The sequence below is a fragment of the Nocardioides gilvus genome (assembly GCF_003194605.1).
Lineage (GTDB): Bacteria > Actinomycetota > Actinomycetes > Propionibacteriales > Nocardioidaceae > Nocardioides > Nocardioides gilvus.
This window is the reverse complement of sequence record NZ_QHKY01000001.1, coordinates 627,604-646,185: the sequence shown is the minus strand read 5'-3', so window position 1 is coordinate 646,185 and position 18,582 is coordinate 627,604. Positions and strand designations below refer to the sequence as shown.

The 18,582-nt window shown below is 70.2% G+C and carries 17 protein-coding genes; 6 read left to right on the top strand and 11 right to left on the bottom strand.

The window, feature by feature from the left end; genetic code table 11:
- Positions 1 to 72: 72 nt before the first annotated feature.
- Positions 73 to 1,371: an oxygenase MpaB family protein gene (locus tag DNK52_RS03150; RefSeq protein ID WP_110239415.1), complete on the bottom strand. Its 1,299-nt coding sequence runs from the start codon at positions 1,369 to 1,371 to the stop codon at positions 73 to 75.
- 62 nt (positions 1,372 to 1,433) lie between these two features.
- Between DNK52_RS03150 and DNK52_RS03145 the strand changes: the two genes are divergently transcribed.
- Positions 1,434 to 2,318, top strand: coding sequence for an alpha/beta fold hydrolase (locus tag DNK52_RS03145; RefSeq protein WP_110239413.1), 885 nt, complete (start codon positions 1,434 to 1,436; stop codon positions 2,316 to 2,318).
- Between the two features lie 12 nt (positions 2,319 to 2,330).
- On the opposite strand, the gene DNK52_RS03140 is transcribed toward DNK52_RS03145, so the two are convergent.
- From DNK52_RS03140 to DNK52_RS03115, 6 genes are all read right to left on the bottom strand, one after another.
- Positions 2,331 to 2,840: a flavin reductase family protein gene (locus DNK52_RS03140; RefSeq protein ID WP_110239411.1), complete on the bottom strand. Its 510-nt coding sequence runs from the start codon at positions 2,838 to 2,840 to the stop codon at positions 2,331 to 2,333.
- 158 nt (positions 2,841 to 2,998) lie between these two features.
- Complete coding sequence (locus DNK52_RS03135) at positions 2,999 to 4,324, bottom strand: ABC transporter substrate-binding protein (RefSeq protein ID WP_110239409.1); 1,326 nt, start codon at positions 4,322 to 4,324, stop codon at positions 2,999 to 3,001.
- Between the two features lie 5 nt (positions 4,325 to 4,329).
- Entirely contained in the window at positions 4,330 to 5,499 is a 1,170-nt protein-coding gene (locus DNK52_RS03130; protein ID WP_204163343.1) for a branched-chain amino acid ABC transporter permease, read from the bottom strand.
- Positions 5,499 to 6,377 carry a branched-chain amino acid ABC transporter permease gene (locus DNK52_RS03125; RefSeq protein ID WP_110239405.1) on the bottom strand — a complete coding sequence of 293 codons (879 nt, stop codon included), beginning with the start codon at positions 6,375 to 6,377 and terminating at the stop codon, positions 5,499 to 5,501. The genes DNK52_RS03130 and DNK52_RS03125 overlap by 1 nt, the downstream gene beginning before the upstream one ends.
- 48 nt (positions 6,378 to 6,425) lie before the next feature.
- Positions 6,426 to 7,127 carry an ABC transporter ATP-binding protein gene (locus DNK52_RS03120; RefSeq protein WP_110239403.1) on the bottom strand — a complete coding sequence of 234 codons (702 nt, stop codon included), beginning with the start codon at positions 7,125 to 7,127 and terminating at the stop codon, positions 6,426 to 6,428.
- On the bottom strand, positions 7,127 to 7,942 hold the full coding sequence (locus DNK52_RS03115; RefSeq protein WP_239455352.1) for an ABC transporter ATP-binding protein: 816 nt from the start codon (positions 7,940 to 7,942) through the stop codon (positions 7,127 to 7,129). The genes DNK52_RS03120 and DNK52_RS03115 overlap by 1 nt, the downstream gene beginning before the upstream one ends.
- Positions 7,943 to 8,136: 194 nt before the next feature.
- Between DNK52_RS03115 and DNK52_RS16415 the strand changes: the two genes are divergently transcribed.
- Complete coding sequence (locus tag DNK52_RS16415; RefSeq protein ID WP_110239398.1) at positions 8,137 to 9,357, top strand: PucR family transcriptional regulator; 1,221 nt, start codon at positions 8,137 to 8,139, stop codon at positions 9,355 to 9,357.
- A 15-nt stretch (positions 9,358 to 9,372) separates the two neighbouring features.
- On the opposite strand, the gene DNK52_RS03105 is transcribed toward DNK52_RS16415, so the two are convergent.
- The 3 genes from DNK52_RS03105 to DNK52_RS03095 are packed head-to-tail and all read right to left on the bottom strand — an operon-like array spanning position 9,373 to position 12,665.
- On the bottom strand, positions 9,373 to 10,341 hold the full coding sequence (locus tag DNK52_RS03105; RefSeq protein WP_110239396.1) for an alpha/beta hydrolase: 969 nt from the start codon (positions 10,339 to 10,341) through the stop codon (positions 9,373 to 9,375).
- On the bottom strand, positions 10,338 to 11,504 hold the full coding sequence (locus tag DNK52_RS03100) for an acyl-CoA dehydrogenase family protein (protein ID WP_110239395.1): 1,167 nt from the start codon (positions 11,502 to 11,504) through the stop codon (positions 10,338 to 10,340). Before DNK52_RS03100 ends, DNK52_RS03105 begins: the two co-directional genes overlap by 4 nt.
- A 9-nt stretch (positions 11,505 to 11,513) precedes the next feature.
- On the bottom strand, positions 11,514 to 12,665 hold the full coding sequence (locus DNK52_RS03095; protein WP_110239393.1) for an acyl-CoA dehydrogenase family protein: 1,152 nt from the start codon (positions 12,663 to 12,665) through the stop codon (positions 11,514 to 11,516).
- 135 nt (positions 12,666 to 12,800) lie between these two features.
- On the opposite strand from DNK52_RS03095, the gene heR reads away from it, so the two are divergent.
- Positions 12,801 to 13,589: a heliorhodopsin HeR gene (gene heR / locus DNK52_RS03090; RefSeq protein ID WP_204163342.1), complete on the top strand. Its 789-nt coding sequence runs from the start codon at positions 12,801 to 12,803 to the stop codon at positions 13,587 to 13,589.
- Positions 13,579 to 14,193 (top strand): GNAT family N-acetyltransferase, encoded by a 615-nt coding sequence (locus tag DNK52_RS03085; protein WP_239455351.1) that lies wholly within the window; start codon positions 13,579 to 13,581, stop codon positions 14,191 to 14,193. The genes heR and DNK52_RS03085 overlap by 11 nt, the downstream gene beginning before the upstream one ends.
- A 30-nt stretch (positions 14,194 to 14,223) precedes the next feature.
- Here the strand turns inward: DNK52_RS03085 and DNK52_RS03080 are convergent, their stop codons facing one another.
- The gene (locus tag DNK52_RS03080) at positions 14,224 to 14,577 is read right to left on the bottom strand and encodes an HNH endonuclease (protein WP_239455350.1); all 354 of its coding nucleotides are present in this window, start codon (positions 14,575 to 14,577) and stop codon (positions 14,224 to 14,226) included.
- A gap of 123 nt (positions 14,578 to 14,700) precedes the next feature.
- Here DNK52_RS03080 and DNK52_RS03075 point away from each other — a divergent pair, with 123 nt between their 5' ends.
- Together DNK52_RS03075 and DNK52_RS03070 are read left to right on the top strand one after the other, a co-directional pair.
- Positions 14,701 to 17,298, top strand: a complete 2,598-nt coding sequence (locus tag DNK52_RS03075) for a bifunctional glycosyltransferase/CDP-glycerol:glycerophosphate glycerophosphotransferase (RefSeq protein WP_110239391.1) — start codon at positions 14,701 to 14,703, stop codon at positions 17,296 to 17,298.
- Positions 17,299 to 17,345: 47 nt separating this feature from the next.
- The gene (locus DNK52_RS03070) at positions 17,346 to 18,533 is read left to right on the top strand and encodes an arginine deiminase (protein ID WP_239455407.1); all 1,188 of its coding nucleotides are present in this window, start codon (positions 17,346 to 17,348) and stop codon (positions 18,531 to 18,533) included.
- The last annotated feature ends 49 nt before the right edge of the window (positions 18,534 to 18,582 follow it).

The following is an 18,582-nucleotide window of genomic DNA, read 5'->3' as shown; positions in this document are numbered from 1 at the left end:
GGTGAGTCTAACGCCGCGTCAGGGCAGCCCCACGCCCAGAAGGGCGGTCCGGGTGACCGTTCCGGTGCTCGCTCAGTCGATGGCCCGGGCCACGTACTCGGGGTGGCCGTAGCCACGCAGCCTGCGGCGCAGCGTGGCCACCACGTAACGATCGGTGAGGCCGGACAGGACCGGGAGCCCTGCGAGTCTGCGGACCAGGAGCACCCGACCGATCAGGAACGGCAGCATCGGCACCGCGCGGAGTTGGTCGGCTCGGGTCACGCGGATGCCCATCCTGGCCGCCCGCTCGGTGTCGCCCTGGAGGAAGGCCTTGACGAAGGTGATGGTGGCGAAACTGCGTTCGAACCGTTCGACGATCCGTCCCCACGGACCGGCGTCGGGATGAAGCCGGGCCGCCAGGGTGGAGCGGACCAACGCCCCGCAGGTGTCGTCGTCGAAGGAGCTGCGCAGGGTCGCCGCCCGTGCCTTGAAGACCCGGATCACGCCCCGCGGGTCGGCAGGGAGCAGCTCGACGGGCAGGCCCAGCAGGAAGCAGCGGTAGCGCGCCAGCTCGATCATGGCGCGCTCGCGCTCGTCGAAGTCGTCGCGGCCGTCCTTCACGGCCGCGACCGAGATCAGGAAGCTGTTGATCAACCCGGCCGGCATCTGGTCGACCTGAGGGATCGGCGGTCCGTGCGTGTAGTGGTTCCACTTGCCCGAGCGCATCGCGTGCACGCGTACGGCCGAGTGCATCAGACGAACCATTGCGGCGGCTTCGAAGCCGGGACCGTGGCGTTCGGTGCCGCCCGGGAGCACGGTCGCGGCGAAGAAGGAGGCCGTCTCCTTGACCCGACGGGCAGAGGTCTCGCCGGTGAGGGCGCCGGTCATCGCCATCGGCAGGGCGGCGTACGCGTTGAGGAAGGTGGCCAGGAAGGCGCCACGGATCACGAACGGGGTCAGCAACGCTGCGTCGATGCGCTCCCACCGGGCACCTTCGGCGACCTGCTCGAGGTCGATCCAGTCCGGCCTGTCCTCCATCGCAGCCATGAACGCTCGCAGCTCCTCCGGTGCGTCCGGCACGGACTCCACGCCGTCGCGACAGGCGGTCCGGAGCATCTCGATCAGGCCGCCCATCCCGTACGTCGGCAGCAGCATGGCGTAGGCATCAGCCACCACGTCACCCAACCGGGTCGCGGTCACCATGAGGTCCATCAGCTCGGTGTCGGCGAGCAGGGCGGCCCGGTCGGCTCCCTTGACATCGTCCAGGTCGCTCGGGTCGTCCAGGGTGAGCGCGAGGCGCTCGGGCAGGTGGTCGGGGTCGGTGATGTCGTACATCGCGGGCAGTTGCTCCCGCTGGTGCCGGACCTTGTCCGACAGTGCCTGACTGCTCATCGACGCCTCCTCCTGACCTCTTCCCACCACACTAGGCGGAGCCTGCGCACTAGTGTCGCCACATGGTCGAGTCGGAGGTCTCCGTCGGTGGACGCAGAGTCATGGTCCGAGACGCCGGTGACCCGGACGGGGTCCCGGTCGTGCACTTCCACGGCACCCCGGGCTCCCGCCTCGAGGTCGACTTCGGAGCAGAGGCGGCCCGTCGGCGCGGGGTCCGCCTGATCACCTTCGATCGGCCCGGCTACGGCCGTTCCGAGGCTGCGCCGACCAGCCTCGACCTCGTGGCGAGAGATGTCGAGGTCATCGTGGAGTCGCTCGGGGTGGGTCGGTTCGCCGCCTCGGGCTGGTCCGGGGGAGGACCGTTCGCCCTGGCGACGGCCGCGACGTTGACCGATCGGGTGGTCCGGGTGGGCATCTGCGGTGGCGTGGCCCCCGTGCAGCAGGTGCCGGGAGCTGGTGAGGCGCTGACGGAGAACGACCACCTCGCCCTCTCGTACCTCCCGGGGGAGCCAGAGCGTGCGGCTGACGTGTTCTTCGCCGGCAACGAGGAGCTGCTCAACCTCATGGTGTCGGTCCTCGACGACGAGCAGGCTCCGTGGATCGACCGGCAGTGGGGCGTGAGCGACCCGGAGGTCGTCGCGGACCCCGCTGCGCGTCGGGCGATCTTCGTCTCGTTCCGCGAAGCGATGCGGCAGGGCGCCAGAGCCATCGCCTGGGACAACGTCGCGTTCGTCGGCCCGTGGGGGATCGACCTCGGGGCGGTCACCTGCCCGGTCCACCTCTGGTACGGCGACCGCGACCAGATGGTGTCGCCGGCGCACGGCGAGTGGCTGGCGAGGGAGTTGCCGGACGCCCGCCTGGTGCGCTGCGCGGGGGAGGGTCACCTGGTGCCGCTGCGGCACTGGGACGAGATCCTGACGGCCCTGAGCCGGGACCTGCCGGGCTGACGCCCGGTGAGATCAGGGCCGCACAGCCCGTTCCTCGGCCGCGTGGCCGGGCTCGAGGCCCTCGGCGTCGGAGAGTCGCAGGGGCGTGAACGGGCCTGAGGTCCGGGCCTCCCGCACGAGGCTGGTCACGCACACGTGGTCGCCGCCGTCGTCCAGGGTGGCGAGGCGGTCGAGGAGGATCCGGTTGGGCAGGTCCTTGATCAGCGGCACCCCGTGTTCGTCGCTCTCGAGGTCGAGGCCGGCGAACTTGTCCGTCTCCTCGCCGGTCCGGGTGCCGAACCGCTCAGCCATCTCGCGGTCGGCGTCGGTGAGGAAGTGGACTGCGAAGTGCGCGCTGCGGAGGCTGGTGCGATACGTGTGGTTGGCCTTCGAGAGCCAGAGGCAGTAGTGCTCGCGGTCGATGCTGGACTGGGCATGGAAGCCCACCAGGCAGCCGGCGCGTTCGTCCTCGGCCGCGGTGGTGACCACGACCAGGGGCGGGTCGATCGACGCCATCAAGGTGTCGAACGCGGTCTCGCTCATGCCAGGTGCCTCTCGTCCACGTCTGTGACTCGAACACTTCTACCCTCCCGGGGAGCGCGCAAACGAGGGCGGCTCCGCCGCAACCAGAGGCGCGTACGTCCTTCGGTCGCGGCGGAGCCGGGTGTGTCGGGTGAAACCGGGTCAGCTCACCGGATCAACTACTCGGGGATTCCACTCTCCGGGGGTGCGTCGTCGGCCTGGCCCGAGGTGTCCTCGGTGATCTCGGCGTCGCCGATGTCGGTCACCAGCACCGGGGTCAGCTCCTTTGATCCCCGGCCCTCGAGCTCGACGATGCGCATCCCGGAGATGCCCAGGTGGCTGTCGGTGCCGTAACGGAAGGGCGCGAGCTGCGGGCCGTCGAGCCCTTCGCCCTGCTCCTCCATGAACTCGACGAGTCCTTCACGGGTGAGGTCCTCACCGACGCCCTGGAGCGCCTGGACGAGGGCGTAGGCGTGGGACATGCCGTAGATCTTGTAGTTGCTGAGGTCGCCCTTCTCGCCGTGCTCCTCCCAGACCCGCTCCCACAGCTGGACCCACGGGTCGTCGCCCTGGTCGAGGGTGGGGATGTACTCGGTCGTCATCACGCCGTCGAGCGCTCCGGCTCCGGGCTTGACCGCGCCCTCGGAGAACTCGGCCAGCAGCGAGCCGACCAGTGGCGAGTCAGAGCCCACCGAGGAGACGAACCACTGCGGCTCGTACCCCAGCGACAGGGAGACCAGGCGGGCCAGCGCCGTGTAGGCGGGAGTGTTGAAGCCCAGCACGAGGTCCGCGCCGGCGCCCTGGAGGCCCGCGATCTGGGGGCCGACGTCGGTGTTGCCCGACGTGTACCGCTCGACCCCCACGATCTGCTCCTCGAGGAACTGCCGCGCGCCCTTCTCGGCGTCCTCACCGAAGTCGTCGTCCTGGAGGAAGAGGCCGACCTTGGCGTCCGGCATGTTCTCCGCGACGTACTGGCCGATGATCTTGGCCTCGCTCTCGTAGTCGGGCTGCCAGCCGAAGGTCATCGGCCGCGCCTCGGGGTCGTCACCCCACATCAGCGACCCGGAGGAGACGAAGAGGTCGGGCACGCCCTCCTCGTTGAGCTGGTCCACGACGGCGCTGTGGGTGGGGGTCCCCAGCCCACCGACCATCGCGAAGATCTCGTCCTGCAGGAGGAGCTCGTTGGTCACCTTGGTGGTGTTGGTCGGGTTGTAGGCGTCGTCGCGCACCACGTACTCGATCTGTCGTCCGTGGACGCCGCCGTTGGCGTTGACGAAGTCGAAGTAGGCGCGGGCGCCGGTCGGGATCTCGTTGTAGCCGGGTGCGGCCACACCCGTGAGCGGGAAGTGCGCCCCGATCGTGACCTTGTCGTCGGTGACGCCGACCGTGGAGCCGGAGTCGGCTGCGTCCCCGTCGTCGTCGTCCCGACCGCCCGCGCCGCAGGCAGAGAGGACCAGGGCCGAGGCGACGAGGGCCGCCACGGGTGTGAGTCGGACTTGCTTCATGCGTTTCATCTGGGTGCTCCCTCTGTTGTGGTGGCCGTGCGGTGGTCACCGGATGGGTCAGTGAGTTGCTCATCGGGCGGGCTGTCGGGGTCAGGTCTGGTGGAGGTGGAGGCCTCGACGGAACGGGCGGCCAGGGCGCGGCGGGCGCGGCGCCGGGTGAGGGCCCCCCGGATGACTCCGAAGAGTCCGCCGGGCGCCAGCAGGATGACCAGCACCATGACCAGGCCGTAGACCAGCGGCGCGAGCTCGGCCGCCCGGACGTCGTCGAGCCCGGCGTCGCGACCGATCTGGGTGACGAACTGCGGCAGGAAGGTCAACAGCGCAGCGCCGAGCAGGGCGCCGGTCAGCGACCCCAGGCCACCCAGGACCACGGCGGCGATGAGGGTGAGGCTCAGCGCCAGGGTGAACGATCCGGGGGCGGCGAGACGTACGACCAGGGCCAGCATCGAGCCGGCCGCACCGGCTGCGGCGGCGCTCACCATGAAGGCCGAGACCCGCGAGCGGCCCACGACGATGCCCGCCAGCTCGGCCGCCACCGGGTCGTCGCGCACCGCGCGCCACCGTCGGCCGACGCGGCTGTGCGACAGGTTGGCCAGCAACAGGAAGGAGAGGATCAAGGTCGACCAGGCAAGGAACGCGATCCATCCCCGGGGCGTCAGGTCGGAGGCAGTGAGGAAGTACGTCGCATCCTCGGCCCAACCCGGCGGCGGTGGCGCGACCACCGGAATGCCCTGCTCGCCTCCGAGGGTCTCGCGGAAGTGGAGGGCCAGACCGGGGACGGCCACGGCCAACGCCAGCGTTGCGCCCGCCAGGTAGGGGCCGTGCAGCCGAGCCGCCGCCACGCCGACCAGGGCACCCACCAGCGTGGCCGTGCAGACGGAGATGAGCACGACCAGGACGAGGGGGGTCGAGGCGTCACGATCAGGGAGGAGCAGCGCTGTGGTGTAGGTGCCGACCGCCATCAGGGCACCGTGGCCGAGGGAGAGCTGACCGTTGAGCCCGGTCAGCACCGTGAGGCCGCCGGCGGCGATGGCCAGGCAGGCCATCTCGGCCAGTTGGAAGCGGCGGAAGTCGCTGACGGCGGTGAGGGCCATGACCACCACGACCATCCCGAGCGCCGCCACGAGCAGGTGCCGAGCCAGGGTGGACCCGACGAGCCGGGAGATCCGTTCCATCAGACCCTCCTGGCCGCGGTGGTCGAGAAGATGCCGCCGGGGCGGACCATGAGCACGATCATCAGGATCAGCAGGGCCGCGAGCGCGACGAGCTGGGAGCCGAGGTAGCCACTGACGAAGGCGAGGGTGACGCCGAGCAGCAACCCTCCGACCACGGCGCCCAACGGACTGTCGAGACCTCCGAGCACGGCTGCGACGAACCCGAGCACCACCACTGAGTCCATGTAGGAGGGGTGGATCAGGCTGCCGCCGGCGATCAGCAGGCCGGCCAGTGAGCCGACCAGCGAGGCCAGCGCCCAGCCCAGCGTCATCATCCGCGGCACGCGGACCCCCAGCAGCCGCGCCACCTCGGGGTTGAAGGCGGCTGCGCGCATCCTCAGCCCGAGGTCGGTGAAGCGGAAGAGGGCCACCAGCAGGCCCATCACGACCAGCACCGCGATGATGGTGAAGATGCCGAAGCCGGTGAGGGCGACCGTACGTCCGCCGACCTCGATGCCGCGTACGCCGAAGGGGGCGGGGAAGGAGCGGAAGTCGTTGCCGAAGACCACCGCGGCCGCTGCGTGCAGCACGATGAAGAGCCCCAGGGTCAGGATCACCGCGTTGATCTCACCCTTGCCCTGCACGTGGCGCATCACCCCGCGTTCCATGATCGCGCCGAGGACGAGTCCCGCGGCGAGGGCCACCGCGAACCCGATCCAGTAGGAGAACCCGGCGTCGATCACGGCCAGCGCCACGAAGGTGGTGACCATCGCCATCGGGGCCTGGGCGAAGTTGACCACCCGCGTCGAGCGCCAGATCAGCACCAGCGCCAGGGCGAAGGCGGCGTAGACCATCCCCGTGGTGAGTCCGCCGAGGGCGGTGTTGATGAACTGCTGCACTGTCGAGCTCTCTTCGGGTCGGGGGCGGGGGTCGGGTCGGGCAATCAGTCAGAAACCGAGGTAGGCGTGGCGGAGCTGGTCGTCGGCGGCCAGTCGCGAGGCCTCCTCGTCGGCCACCACGCGGCCGAGGTGGAGGACGACGCCGCGGTCGGCGACGGAGAGGGCGCTGATTGCGTTCTGCTCGACCAGGAGGACCGAGAGGCCTTGGTCGACGACGAGGCGACGCAGCAGCGCGAAGATCTGGGCCACCACGCGTGGTGCGAGGCCCAGCGACGGCTCGTCGAGCAGGAGGATCTCGGGGCGTGCCATCAGGGCCCGACCGATCACCAGCATCTGGCGTTCACCGCCCGAGAGCGTCCCTGCCAACTGGTTCCGACGCTCCGCGAGGACGCCGAAGAGGTCGTACGCGAGGTCCAGGTCGCCGGGTCGCACCCGGCCGCGGCCCAGACCGCCGAGACGCAGGTTCTCCTCGACGCTGAGCTCGGTGATGACTCCGCGGCCTTCGGGCACGTGCGCCAGCCCGAGGGCGACCATTGACTCGGCCGGCAACCGGTCTATCGGCCGCCCGTCCAGGGTGATCGAGCCGGCGCCCGCCCGGTGCAGTCCGGAGACGGTGCGCAGCAGGGTGGTCTTCCCGGCGCCGTTGGCACCGAGCACGGCGGTGATGGCCCCGCGCGCCGCGCTGAAGGACACCTCGCGCAGTGCGGTGACCGGACCGTGGGAGACGGTGAGTGAGTCCACGGCGAGCATCAGACGTCCTCCCCGAGGTAGGCCTCGAGCACGGCCGGGTCGTTGCGCACCTGCTCCGGCGGGCCGTGGGCGATCACCCGGCCGAAGTCCAGAACGGTGATGTCGTCGCAGATCCGCATCACCAGATCCATGTGGTGCTCCACGAGCAGGACCGCCATCCGGTCGGTCAGGCCGCGTACGAGCTCGCCCAGGTCGTCGATCTCGTCGGCGGCCAGGCCGCTGGCGGGCTCGTCGAGCAGCAGCAGCTCGGGCTCGCCCACCAGGGCGCGGGCCAGTGCCACCTTCTTGCGCAAGGGGTAGGGAAGGCTTCCGGCCACCAACGGCGCGAGATCCGCGATGCCCAGCTCGGCCAGGGCTCCCAGGGCCCGCTCGCGCAGCGCCCGCTCTTCGCGACCCGACGTCGGCCAGGCCAGCGCGGAGGCCCAGAAGCCGGTGCGGGCGTGGCGGTCGGCACCGATCATCACGTTGTCGAGCACGGTGACGCGGTCGAAGAGACCGAGGCCCTGCAGGGTGCGAGCCATCCCCAGCCCAGGCAGGTCTGAGGGCCGCAGCCGGGTGAGGTGCTCGCCCCGCCGCAGGATCTGGCCCTCGTCGGGTCGGACGAAGCCGCAGGCCACGTTGAAGAGCGTGGTCTTGCCCGCTCCGTTGGGACCGATCACCCCGTGCACGGTGTGGGGCCGCACCGTGAGGGCGGCATCGGAGAGCGCGACGAGACCGCCGAAGCGGACAGTGACCCGGTCGAGCTCGAGTTCTGCGACCCGGCTCGCCCCGGTGGAGCCGGGGCTCGGACGGCTCGCGGTGGGCTGCTTGCTCACTGGACTCCTCGTGCGGACCGGACCGGCTTGTGCTGACCGGACGGGCCGCGTTCTGTGCGATGTGACCTGTACCACTTTGGTTGGCTTGCCCACCCAGGTCATTGGGCGCACAGCCCAGAAGTCCTTGGTCCCGGGGCCTCGACCGTGGCTGAGCCTCTGGTCACGACTGTGCTCGGAGTGCGAACGTGGGGCGCATGCACACCAGCGACAGCACGTCCGAGGAAGCGTTGCGCACCGCTTGGGCGCTGCTCCTCGACCAGGCGGACTCGATCGCGGACACCATCACGCTCTCCCTCTTCGAACGTGACCACGAGTTGTGGGAACGGATCGGCCCGGAGTTCCGTGCAGACGTCCGCGGCAGCACCCGGCAACACATCCATCGCGGGTTGCGGATCCTCTCGGGGACCCTCGAGGAGCGGCACGGTGAGGACGAGAACGCGGTCGAGCTCTGGCGCGAGACGGGTCGCCGTCGAGCCCGGCAGGACGTCCCGCTCGAGTTGGTCCTCAACGCCTACAACCTCGGCGCCCGCACGCTGTGGGAGGCGCTCGTCGGCCGGGTCTCGGCAGACCCGGCCATCGGCGTCGGCGACGAGGTGCTGCTGCTCGCGGCACGCAGCGTGTGGACCACGCTCGACGTGCAGAACACCGTGCTGATCGATGCCTACCGGCGCGAGAGCTCACGGATGCAGCGCCAGGACCTCCAGCGTGAGCAGGGGATCCTCGACCACCTGATCGAGGGCCGCGGCGCCGACCCCGAGTTCGCCGAGGAGGCGCGTTCCGCGCTCGGCATCGAGGCCGACGACGCCGTTGCCTGCGTCGCGGTGATCCAGGACCGCGGTGCCGTGGGTGATGTCCTGGCGCCGACCGAGGACCGCCTCGACCGACTCCAGATCGTGGCCCGCTGGCACGTCCGCTCCGGGGTCCACTACGGGCTGCTGTCCGGCCCACTGCCCGGTGAGGACGGACTGGTGGATCTCTTCGCCCCCAACGTCGTGGGCCGCACCGGCATCGCGATGTCCACCGACGGGGTGGCCGGGTTCGCAGCCGCCTTCCAGTTCGCCTGCCGAGCCGCAGAGACCGTGCCCCGGGGCGTACGCCAGGTGGTGGCACTCTCCGACCGGCTGCCCGAGGTGCTCCTGGCGGGCAGCCCCCTGGTGGCGCCCCGACTCCTGGCCGAGACGCTGGCGCCGGTCATGGCCCAGCCGCGCGCCCAGGCCGATGTCCTGCTGGAGACCCTGGAGGCCCTGTTGCGCCACGACGGGTCGCCGACCCACGCGGCCACCGACCTCTACTGCCACCGCAACACGGTGATCTACCGGATGAAGCAGATCGAGCAGATGACCGGCCGGTCGCTCACCGACCCGCGCGACAAGATGCTGCTCGGGTTGGCGTTGATGGCGCGGCACCGGGGCTGACCGGCCAGCCCCGGCCTACTCGACCGAGCCGTGCAGGACCTCGCGGAAGAGCGCGCAGGTCTCCTCGATCGCGGCCTGGGCCGCCGGTGAGTGACGGCCCATGTCCACGAAGCCGTGGATCATGCCCGCGAAGACCCGACTCCGCACCGGGACCCCGGCCTCGGTCAGTGCCTCTGCGTAGGCCATTCCCTCGTCGCGCAGCGGATCGAACTGCGCCGTCACCACGACGGCGGGGGCCACACCGGCCAGGTCGCCGTTGATCGGGGAGAGGTGCGGGTGTGCGGGGTCGGGTGCGTCGCCCAGGTAGTGGGTCGCGAACCACACCATCGTGGCCTGGTCGAGGAAGTACCCTTCGGCGTTCTCCGTGCGTGAGGGGAGGTCGGCCAGCAGATCGGTGCCCGGGTAGATGAGCAGCTGACCCGCGAGCGGGATCCCGTCGTCGCGCAACCCCTGGGCCGCGATGGTGGCCAGGTTGCCGCCGGCGCTGTCGCCGGCCACGCCCAGCGCCCCGTTGCCTCCCAGCAGGTCTGCGTCGTCCACGTGCTCGGCGGCCCAGCGGGTCGCGGCCAACGCGTCCTCGACGGCGGCCGGGTAGGGATGCTCCGGGGCGAGCCGATAGTCCACCGAGAGCACGACCGCGTCGCAGAGCGTGGCGATCGTGCGCGCGGTCAGGTCGTGGGTGTCGAGGTCGCCGATCACCCAACCGCCACCGTGCAGGAAGACCACCGTCGGCAACGCACCTTCACGAGGCCGGTAGATCCGGGCGTCCAACTCCCCGTCGCCACCCGGGACGGTGGTCGCGGTCACCGAGGCGACCTCGGGGACCGAGGCCGGATCGCGAAGGTCGACGGTGAGCGTGCGGAACATCCGGCGCGCCTCGGCCGGCGAGGTTTGGTGCATCGGCGTGCCCGAGGCCATCAGCCCCAGGAGCCCGGCGAGGTGTGGGTCCAGGCGTGGATCCAGTGTGGGGTGCAGCTCGGTCATCGTTCCTCCTGGTCCGGACCTGACGGTGCTGTCAGGGGGTCGAGCGCTTCATGCTTTTCGAGCTCGGTCATCAACTCAGACAGGTGGTGCTGCCCGTCCCCGAAGAGGTGGTCGAGCGCTGTCAGGTGAGCGGTGACGTTGCCGACAAGGTACTCCGCGGTCATCGCGATGCCGCCGTGCAGTTGGATCGCCTCCTGGCCGATGTGTCGACCAGCGCGGCTCACCTGCAGCGCGGCGCGGGCCACGGCCCGGCGGGTCTCGTCGGCGTCCCCGGTCGCGGCCACCATGGTGGCCCACGCCACGATGCTGCGGGTCAGCTCGAGGGCGACGTACATGTCGGCCGCTCGGAAGGTGAGCGCCTGGAAGTGGTTGAGGGTCACCCCAAACTGCTTGCGGCTGCGCAGGTAGGCCGTCGTCGTCTCCAACGCCACCTCCATGCCGCCCAGCGCCTCGTGGCAGGCCGCGATCCGAGCCCGGTCCAGGGCCGTCGCGATCTCCCTCGTGACGTCTGCTCCCGGCTCTCCGAGCGGGGTGCCCGCGGTGGCGTCGCACTCGACACGGGTGACCCGGGTGCCGTCGTACGCCGTCGTGGTGGTGCGGGTGGTCGCGTCACCGTCGACGAGGAAGAGGCCGGTGCCACCGTCGGGGAGGCGGGCGCTGATGAGCAGCTGCTCGGCGTCCCCGGCCAGCACCGGCTCCTTGACCCCCGACAGCGTCCAGTGGCCGTCGTCGTCGGTGGCCGTCACGTCGGTGGCGATGTTGCTCCAGCGGTTCCCGGGTTCGGCATGGGCCAGCGCGACCCGGCGCTCCCCGGCGGCGAGGGCGGTCAGGATCTCGGTGCGCTGCTCGGCGCTGCCGACAGCGGCGACCGTCCCGCCGGCCAGCACCACCGAGGCCAGGAAGGGTTCCGGTGCGAGGACCCGTCCGAACTCCTGGGCCACGAGGCCGACCTCGACCGGGCCTGCGTCCATCCCGCCGTCCTCCTCGGCGAAGGGGAGGCCCAGCACGCCCATCTCGGCCAGCTGGCGCCACAGGCTCTCGTCATGACCGAGCTCCGTACGGACCGCGCGCCGCCGCTCCTCGAAGTCGCCGTACCTGCTGCGCAGCAGGGCTCGGACCGCATCGCGCAGGGCGAGTTGTTCGTCGTCGTGGGTGAAGTCCATGTCGCTCTCCTACAGTCCCAGGATCGTGCGGGCGATGATCTGGCGTTGGATCTCGTTCGACCCGCCGTAGATCGAGGCCTTGCGGTAGTTGAGGTAGACGGGCGCCGAGCGTCGCGCCCAGAGCGGGAGGTCGCTGACGCCCGCCGAGGCCGGGGTGAGCGAGGCCGGACCGGCGAGATCCACGACCAACTCGCTCACCTGCTGCTGCAGCTCGGTGCCACGGAGCTTGAGCACCGAGCTGGCCGGGTGCGGTTCCCCCTCCTCGGAGTGGGCCACCACGCGCAGCGCGGTGAGCTCGAGGGCGAGGAGCTCGTTCTCCAGGGTCGCGATCCGGGCTCGGGTCAGCGGGTTGTCCAACTCGGCCCCGGCGAGCCGCTTCGCCCGGGCCAGCGTCCGCTTCACCTGGGCCACCGGGGCGACCCCGACCCGCTCGTTGCCGAGCAGGAACTTGGCCATCGTCCAACCCTGGTTGACCTCCCCGACGAGGTTCTCGGCAGGCACGCGCACGTCGGTGAACCAGACCTCGTTGACCTCGTGGCCACCGTCGATGAGCTCGATCGGGCGGACCTCCAGACCGGGGGAGGACATGTCGATCAGCAGCATCGAGATGCCGCGCTGCTTCTTCGCCTCGGGATCGGTGCGCACGAGGGTGAAGATCCAGTCGCCGTACTGGCCGAGCGTGGTCCAGGTCTTCTGGCCGTTGACCACCCAGTCGTCACCGTCGCGGACCGCGGTGGTCCGCAGGCTGGCCAAGTCGGAGCCGGCATCGGGCTCGGAGAAGCCCTGGGACCACCAGATGTCCAGGTTGGCGGTGGCGGGCAGGAAGCGCTCCTTCATCTCCTGCGAGGCGAACTGCGCGAGGACCGGCCCGATCATGCTGGTGTTGAAGGGGAGCGGGGTGGGCACTCCGGCCCGCTGCATCTCCTCGTGCCAGAGGTGGCGCTGCAGTTGGGTCCAGTCCCGACCGCCCCACTCGACCGGCCAGTGCGGCACGGCCAGACCAGCGGCATCGAGCGCGCGCTGACTCGTACGGATCATCTCTGCGGTGACCTCGCCACCGTCCAGGACGGTGTCCCGGATCTCGTGCGGCACCACCGTGGTGAACAGTTCCGCCATCTCGTGGCGGAAGGCCAGGTCCTGGGCGGACAGCGTCAGCCGCATCGGCACCCCTCTCGTCGTGTCCGGTCCATCATCGTCACGATGCTGCGCTCCCGTACATGGGCGCGGCGCACAAAGCGCGCCATGTACAGGGCGCACGTGCTGGGCAGGCGACCACACAATCGCTACTGTCGTCGAGTGACCCAGACCACCGTGCAGGACGCAGCCCCTCTCAGCGAGTCGCGACAACGACGCCTGCGTACGTTCAACCTGGTCGCCGCTGCCCTGCACGTGGCCCAGGCGATCGCCGTGGTCGTGCTCGCCACCGACTTCGCGCTCCCCGTCACGGCCAGCTACCTGGCCGGACCGCCCGGGACGGCGCCGCAGGAGCCCACTGTCCTCTTCGACCTGTCCACCGGGTTGGCGGTGGCGGCCTTCCTCGCGCTCTCCGCGCTGGCGCACGTCATCGTCTCCACCCTGTGGTGGCGTGGCTACGTCTCCGACCTGGCGCGCCGGATCAACCGGGCCCGCTGGGTGGAGTACTCGTTGTCGTCGTCACTGATGATGGTGGTGATCGCGCAGCTGGTGGGGATCGCCGACGTCACCGCGCTGCTCGCGATCATCGGGGCCAACGCCTCGATGATCCTCTTCGGCTGGCTGCAGGAGAAGTACGAGGAGCCCGGCGGCGGAGGGTGGCTGCCCTTCTGGTTCGGGTGCATCGCCGGGGCCGTCCCGTGGATCGCGGTCGTCATCTACGTGATTGCCCCGCAGTCCCCGTCGGACGCGACCCCGCCCGGATTCGTCTACGCCATCGTGGTCTCGCTCTTCGTCTTCTTCAACATCTTCGCGCTCAACCAGTGGCTGCAGTACCGGGCCAAGGGGAAGTGGGCCGACTACCTCTTCGGCGAGAACATCTACATCGTGCTCAGCCTGGTCGCGAAGTCGCTGCTCGCCTGGCAGGTCTTCGGGGGCACGCTTGCCGGCTGAGGACACCGTGGAGCCGGACACCGTGCAGTCGGACACCGTGCAGTGGGAGACCCACCCCGTCACGCCGGAGCGCTTCGACGACTTCGCTGACGTCATCAACCCGAACCGTCGCGAGAACCACTGCTGGTGCCTCTCTCACCGCTGCACCGCCGGCGAGATCAGCGAGTTGGGGCAGACCCGGGCCGAGGCGATGCAGGCCCTGACGCGGCGCGAACCACAGGGTGTCGTGACTTATCGCGACGGTGTGCCCGTCGGGTGGTGCAGCATCGGTCCCCGCTCCCACAACACCCGGCTCACCCGGTCGAAGCTCATCCGGCCGATCGACGACCTGGATGTCTGGAGCATCATCTGCGTCGTCGTCCGGGCTGGTCACCGGCGTCAGGGCGTCACCGCGCAGATGCTCACCGGAGCCCTTGCGTACGCCGCGCAGCAGGGTGCGCCCGCTGTCGAGGCCTACCCGGTGGACCCGCAGGGGCGGATGGACCTCACCATGGCCTTCGTCGGGACCCGGACCATGTTCGAGCGGGTCGGTTTCGAGGTGGTCGGCACCACCGAGGCGGTGGCGAGCAAAATGCCGCGACTGGTGATGCGCCGGATGCTGTGACCGCCCGACGTCCGGCGGTGCGACGCAGGTTCAGACGACCGGATCGGCGGCCGTGAGGTCGCGCAGCACCTCGTACTGGCGCACCAGGAAGGCCTTCTCGTCCAACTTCTTGCGGCGCATCCAGGTGGTGAGCTCCAGGTTGCACTTCGAGGCGTTGCAGGAGCGGCACGCCGGCACCACGTTGTCGATCGTGTAGCGGCCACCACGAGAGATCGGGAGCATCGTGTCGCGCTGGAGTGCCGGTTCGTCGGCTCCGCAGTACGCGCACCCGCCCCACGCCTCCATCAGGTCGTGCCACTGCTGGTCGGTGAGGTCGTTGAGCACTCCGGCGACCCGGCGGCGACGACGACGGGCGTACGTGGAGGCACGGCTGCGGGGAGGCACACCAGAACCCTAGGACCTCGAGGGCGGTCCTGAGCGGCGCCCGCCCGGTCCGGCGATAGTGTCGGACCCGCACCGTGGCACGACAGATTGCCGGACGGGTCCGGCACGAGTGGGGAGCAGTGAATGACTGACGCATCACCGGGGACCGGCCGACCACTCTTCTCCGTGGTCTCGGCCTGCTACCAGGTGGCCGACTTCCTCCCTGCCTACATCGCCTCGATCGAGGCCCAGGACATCGATCCCCGACGCCTCGAGGTGGTGATGGTCGACGACGGCTCCACCGACGACACCTCGCGTCTCCTGGCCGAGTGGGCAGCGCGTCGCCCCGAACTCGTGCGCGTCGTCCGCCAGGACAACGCCGGACAGGGAGCCGCCCGCAACGCGGGCATCGACGTCGCCACCGGGGAGTGGGTGACCTTCCCGGACCCCGACGACGTCCTGGCCCCGGACTACTTCAGCCGCGTCGCGGCCTTCCTGGCCAAGCACCCGAGCAGTGACATGGTCGCGGCCAACCGGTGGCTGATGGACGACCGTACGGGTGAGTCCGAGGACAAGCACCCGCTCGCCGGCCAGTTCCGTGGTGACACCCAGCGCAACCTCGCGGTCCACGACCGCTTCTTCCACGGCGGTGCCCCGTCGGCCTTCGTACGCTCCACGCGGCTGGCCGAGAGCGGCCTGCGCTTCGACCCGCGCATCCGCCCGAACTTCGAGGACGGGCACTTCTGCGCTCGCTACCTCCTGGCCAGTGAAGAGCCGCTGGTGGGATTCGTCGGCTCCGCGGTCTACCACTACCGCAAGCGCCAGGACGGCACCTCGTCGCTGCAGAACGCGCTCTCCAACCCGGGCCGCTACACCGACGTCCTGCGCCTCGGCTACCTCGACGTCCTGGAGCGGGCCGAGGAGGCGTACGGGCAGGCCCCGCTGTGGCTGCAGAACTTCATCCTCTACGAGCTCTCCTACTACCTCGGGCGGGAGGATGGGCAGGTCGGCACGCTGGCGCCGCCCGCGGTGCGTGAGGAGTTCCACGCGCTGGTCGCCAGGATCGTCGAGAAGCTGGCACCCGAAGTGGTCATGGCCTACGTCGTCACCCGGATGTCGCCGCTCACCAGGGCCGTCCTGCTGCACGGCTGGTCGAGCGAGCCCTGGGTCTCAGACGAAGCCGTCGTCACTGCCCACGACCCCGAGCAGGGCCTGGTACGGCTCACCTACCGCTACGCCGGCGACGCCCCCACCGAGGAGCTGCTGCTGGGGACCCGCGCCGTGGTCCCGACGGCAGCCAAGACGCGCGACGTGATGATCCAGGGTCGTGCCGTGCTGCACGAGCGCATCATCTGGGCGCCGAGTCGGCGACTGCGGCTACGGGTCGGCGGACGTCACCTGCCGATCCTCCTCGATCCCCCGGAGCGGCAGGCGATCGTGGTGCGACCCCATCTGCTCGAGAAGCGTCCTGACCCCGCCCAGCTGCTCGAGCCGGCGCCCGGTCCCGAGCTGACGCGGGAGGAGCAGGCGGTGCTGCGCGCGTCGCAGGGCCGCCGACGGCGTGAGCGCTACCGCGACGCCTGGGTGTTGATGGATCGGATCCACAACGCCGACGACAGCGCCGAGCACCTCTTCGCGCACCTGCGCACCAAGCAGCCGGGGACCAACGCCTGGTTCGTGGTGGAGGCCGGCACTCCGGACTGGAAGCGGCTGCGCAAGGCGTACGGGGACCGCGTCGTGGCCCACGGCGGCAAGGAGTGGATGGCGCTCATGCTCAACGCCACCCACCTGATCTCCAGCCACGCGGACGCGGCCGTGGTCGACCCGCCGGCTCTGCGTCCGTTCGCTCCCCTGAAGCGACGCTTCACCTTCCTACAGCACGGTGTCATCAAGGACGACCTGTCGGGCTGGCTCAACCGCCGCGACATCGACCTCTTCGTCACCAGCACCCAACCCGAGTACGAGTCGATCGTGGGCGACCACACCGCCTACCGGGTGACCTCCAAGGAGGCGGTGCTGACCGGGCTCCCGCGTTTCGACCTGCTCCACCGGGCCGGACGTCGATTCCCTCCGGAGCAGCGGGACCTGCTGCTCGTCTCGCCCACCTGGCGCGAGTACCTCGTGCCACAGCTCGAGGCGGGTTCGCAGCGACGCACGGCCTACGACTGGATCCTCGAGAGCCACTACATGAAGTCGTGGACCGGCCTGCTGGCCTCGCCGGAGCTGGCCGAGCTCGCCGCGCGCCACGGCCTGAGGATCGCGATCCTGCCGCACCCCAACATGGAGGCCGCGCTCGACGCCGCAGCGCTGCCCGCCCACGTGGAGCGGCTGAGCTTCGACGACGAGGTCGACGTACGTGAGCTCTTCGCCCGCGCCGCCGTCCTGGTCACCGACTACTCCTCGACGGCGTTCAACTCCGCCTACATCGCGCGCCCGGTGGTGTACTTCCAGTTCGACGCCGACGAGCTCGGCGAGGCCCGCCACGTGGGCCTGCCCGGCTACTTCGACTACGCGCGCGACGGTTTCGGTCCGGTGACGCACACCATCGAGGAGGCGGTCGCGGAGATCACCGCCACCGTCGACTTCGGTCGCGAACCCCGCGCGCCGTGGTCGGAGCGCATGGATGCCACCTTCGGCTTCCGCGACGACCAGTGCTGCGCCCGCGTCCTGGCAGAGATCAAACGGATGGAGAAGCGTCGACGCCTGGTCCTCGCGGACCGTCCGGGGGAGGCCCCGTCATGAACGAGCCGTTCGGGGTGCACTCCGAGGTCGGGACGCTGCGCAAGGTGATGGTGTGTGCGCCGGGCCGGGCGCACGCGCGCCTGACCCCCAGCAACTGCGACGACCTGCTCTTCGACGACGTCATGTGGGTGGAGAACGCCAAACGGGACCACCTCGACTTCGTGGAGCAGATGCGGGCCCGTGGTGTCGAGGTCATGGAGATGCACGACCTGCTCACCGAGGCGCTCGCGGTGCCGGGAGCGAGGGCCTGGATCCTCGACCACCAGATCGTGCCCAACCAGGTCGGTGCCGGCCTGGTCGAGGAGGTGCGCAGCTTCCTCGACGGGCTCGCCGACCGGGAGTTGGCCGAGACGCTGATCGGCGGTCTCTCCACGTACGAGTTCCCCGGGGATGGCAGCGGTGACCTGATGAAGTTCATCCGGGACTCCTCCGGGGTCGCCGAGTACCTGCTCCCGCCGTTGCCCAACACGCTCTACACCCGCGACACCACCTGCTGGATCTACGGCGGTGTCACGCTCAACCCGTTGCACTGGGCGGCGCGCAAGGAGGAGACCATCCTCACCGCCGCCATCTACCGCTTCCATCCGGACTTCGCCGGGCGGGTCAACGTCTGGTGGGGGGATCCCACCCTGGACTGGGGTCTCTCCACGGTCGAGGGCGGCGACGTGATGCCGATCGGCAACCGGACTGTCCTGGTGGGGCTCTCGGAGCGCACGTCACGACAGGGCATCGGCTCGCTGGCCAAGGCGCTCTTCACCCAGGGTGCCGTGGACCGGGTCATCGTCGCTGCGTTGCCCCGGGCCCGCGCGACCATGCACCTCGACACCGTCTTCACCTTCGCCGACCGTGACTGTGTCCTCCTCTACCCCGACATCATGAACGGTGTACGCACCTTCTCCCTGCGGCCCGGTGAGGGGGACGCGCTCGACGTACGGGCCGAGGAGAAGCCGTTCACCGAGGTCGTCGCCCATGCGCTGGGACTGCCGCGTCTGCGGGTCGTCGAGACCGGCGGCAACGCGTACGTCCGTGAGCGCACCCAGTGGGACAGCGGCGCCAACCTGATCGCCCTCGAGCCGGGCGTCGTGATGGCCTACGACCGCAACACCCACACCAACAATCTGCTGCGCGACGAAGGCATCGAGGTGGTCACGATCGTCGGCGCCGAGCTCGGGCGAGGCCGCGGGGGAGGCCACTGCATGACTGCGCCACTGCTTCGGGACGCAGTCGACTTCTGAGCCCGACCCGCCGCGGGCGGTAACGAAGCGATAACTTCCGTGCCCGGCG

Excerpts from the sequence above, each read along its gene's own strand:
- DNK52_RS03150 (WP_110239415.1), bottom strand. The coding sequence starts at position 1,371 with ATGAGCAGTCAGGCACTGTCGGACAAGGTCCGGCACCAGCGGGAGCAA.
- DNK52_RS03145 (WP_110239413.1), top strand. The coding sequence starts at position 1,434 with ATGGTCGAGTCGGAGGTCTCCGTCGGTGGACGCAGAGTCATGGTCCGA.
- DNK52_RS03140 (WP_110239411.1), bottom strand. The coding sequence starts at position 2,840 with ATGAGCGAGACCGCGTTCGACACCTTGATGGCGTCGATCGACCCGCCC.
- DNK52_RS03135 (WP_110239409.1), bottom strand. The coding sequence starts at position 4,324 with ATGAAGCAAGTCCGACTCACACCCGTGGCGGCCCTCGTCGCCTCGGCC.
- DNK52_RS03130 (WP_204163343.1), bottom strand. The coding sequence starts at position 5,499 with ATGGAACGGATCTCCCGGCTCGTCGGGTCCACCCTGGCTCGGCACCTG.
- DNK52_RS03120 (WP_110239403.1), bottom strand. The coding sequence starts at position 7,127 with ATGCTCGCCGTGGACTCACTCACCGTCTCCCACGGTCCGGTCACCGCA.
- DNK52_RS16415 (WP_110239398.1), top strand. The coding sequence starts at position 8,137 with ATGCACACCAGCGACAGCACGTCCGAGGAAGCGTTGCGCACCGCTTGG.
- DNK52_RS03105 (WP_110239396.1), bottom strand. The coding sequence starts at position 10,341 with ATGACCGAGCTGCACCCCACACTGGATCCACGCCTGGACCCACACCTC.
- DNK52_RS03100 (WP_110239395.1), bottom strand. The coding sequence starts at position 11,504 with ATGGACTTCACCCACGACGACGAACAACTCGCCCTGCGCGATGCGGTC.
- DNK52_RS03095 (WP_110239393.1), bottom strand. The coding sequence starts at position 12,665 with ATGCGGCTGACGCTGTCCGCCCAGGACCTGGCCTTCCGCCACGAGATG.
- DNK52_RS03075 (WP_110239391.1), top strand. The coding sequence starts at position 14,701 with ATGACTGACGCATCACCGGGGACCGGCCGACCACTCTTCTCCGTGGTC.
- DNK52_RS03070 (WP_239455407.1), top strand. The coding sequence starts at position 17,346 with ATGGTGTGTGCGCCGGGCCGGGCGCACGCGCGCCTGACCCCCAGCAAC.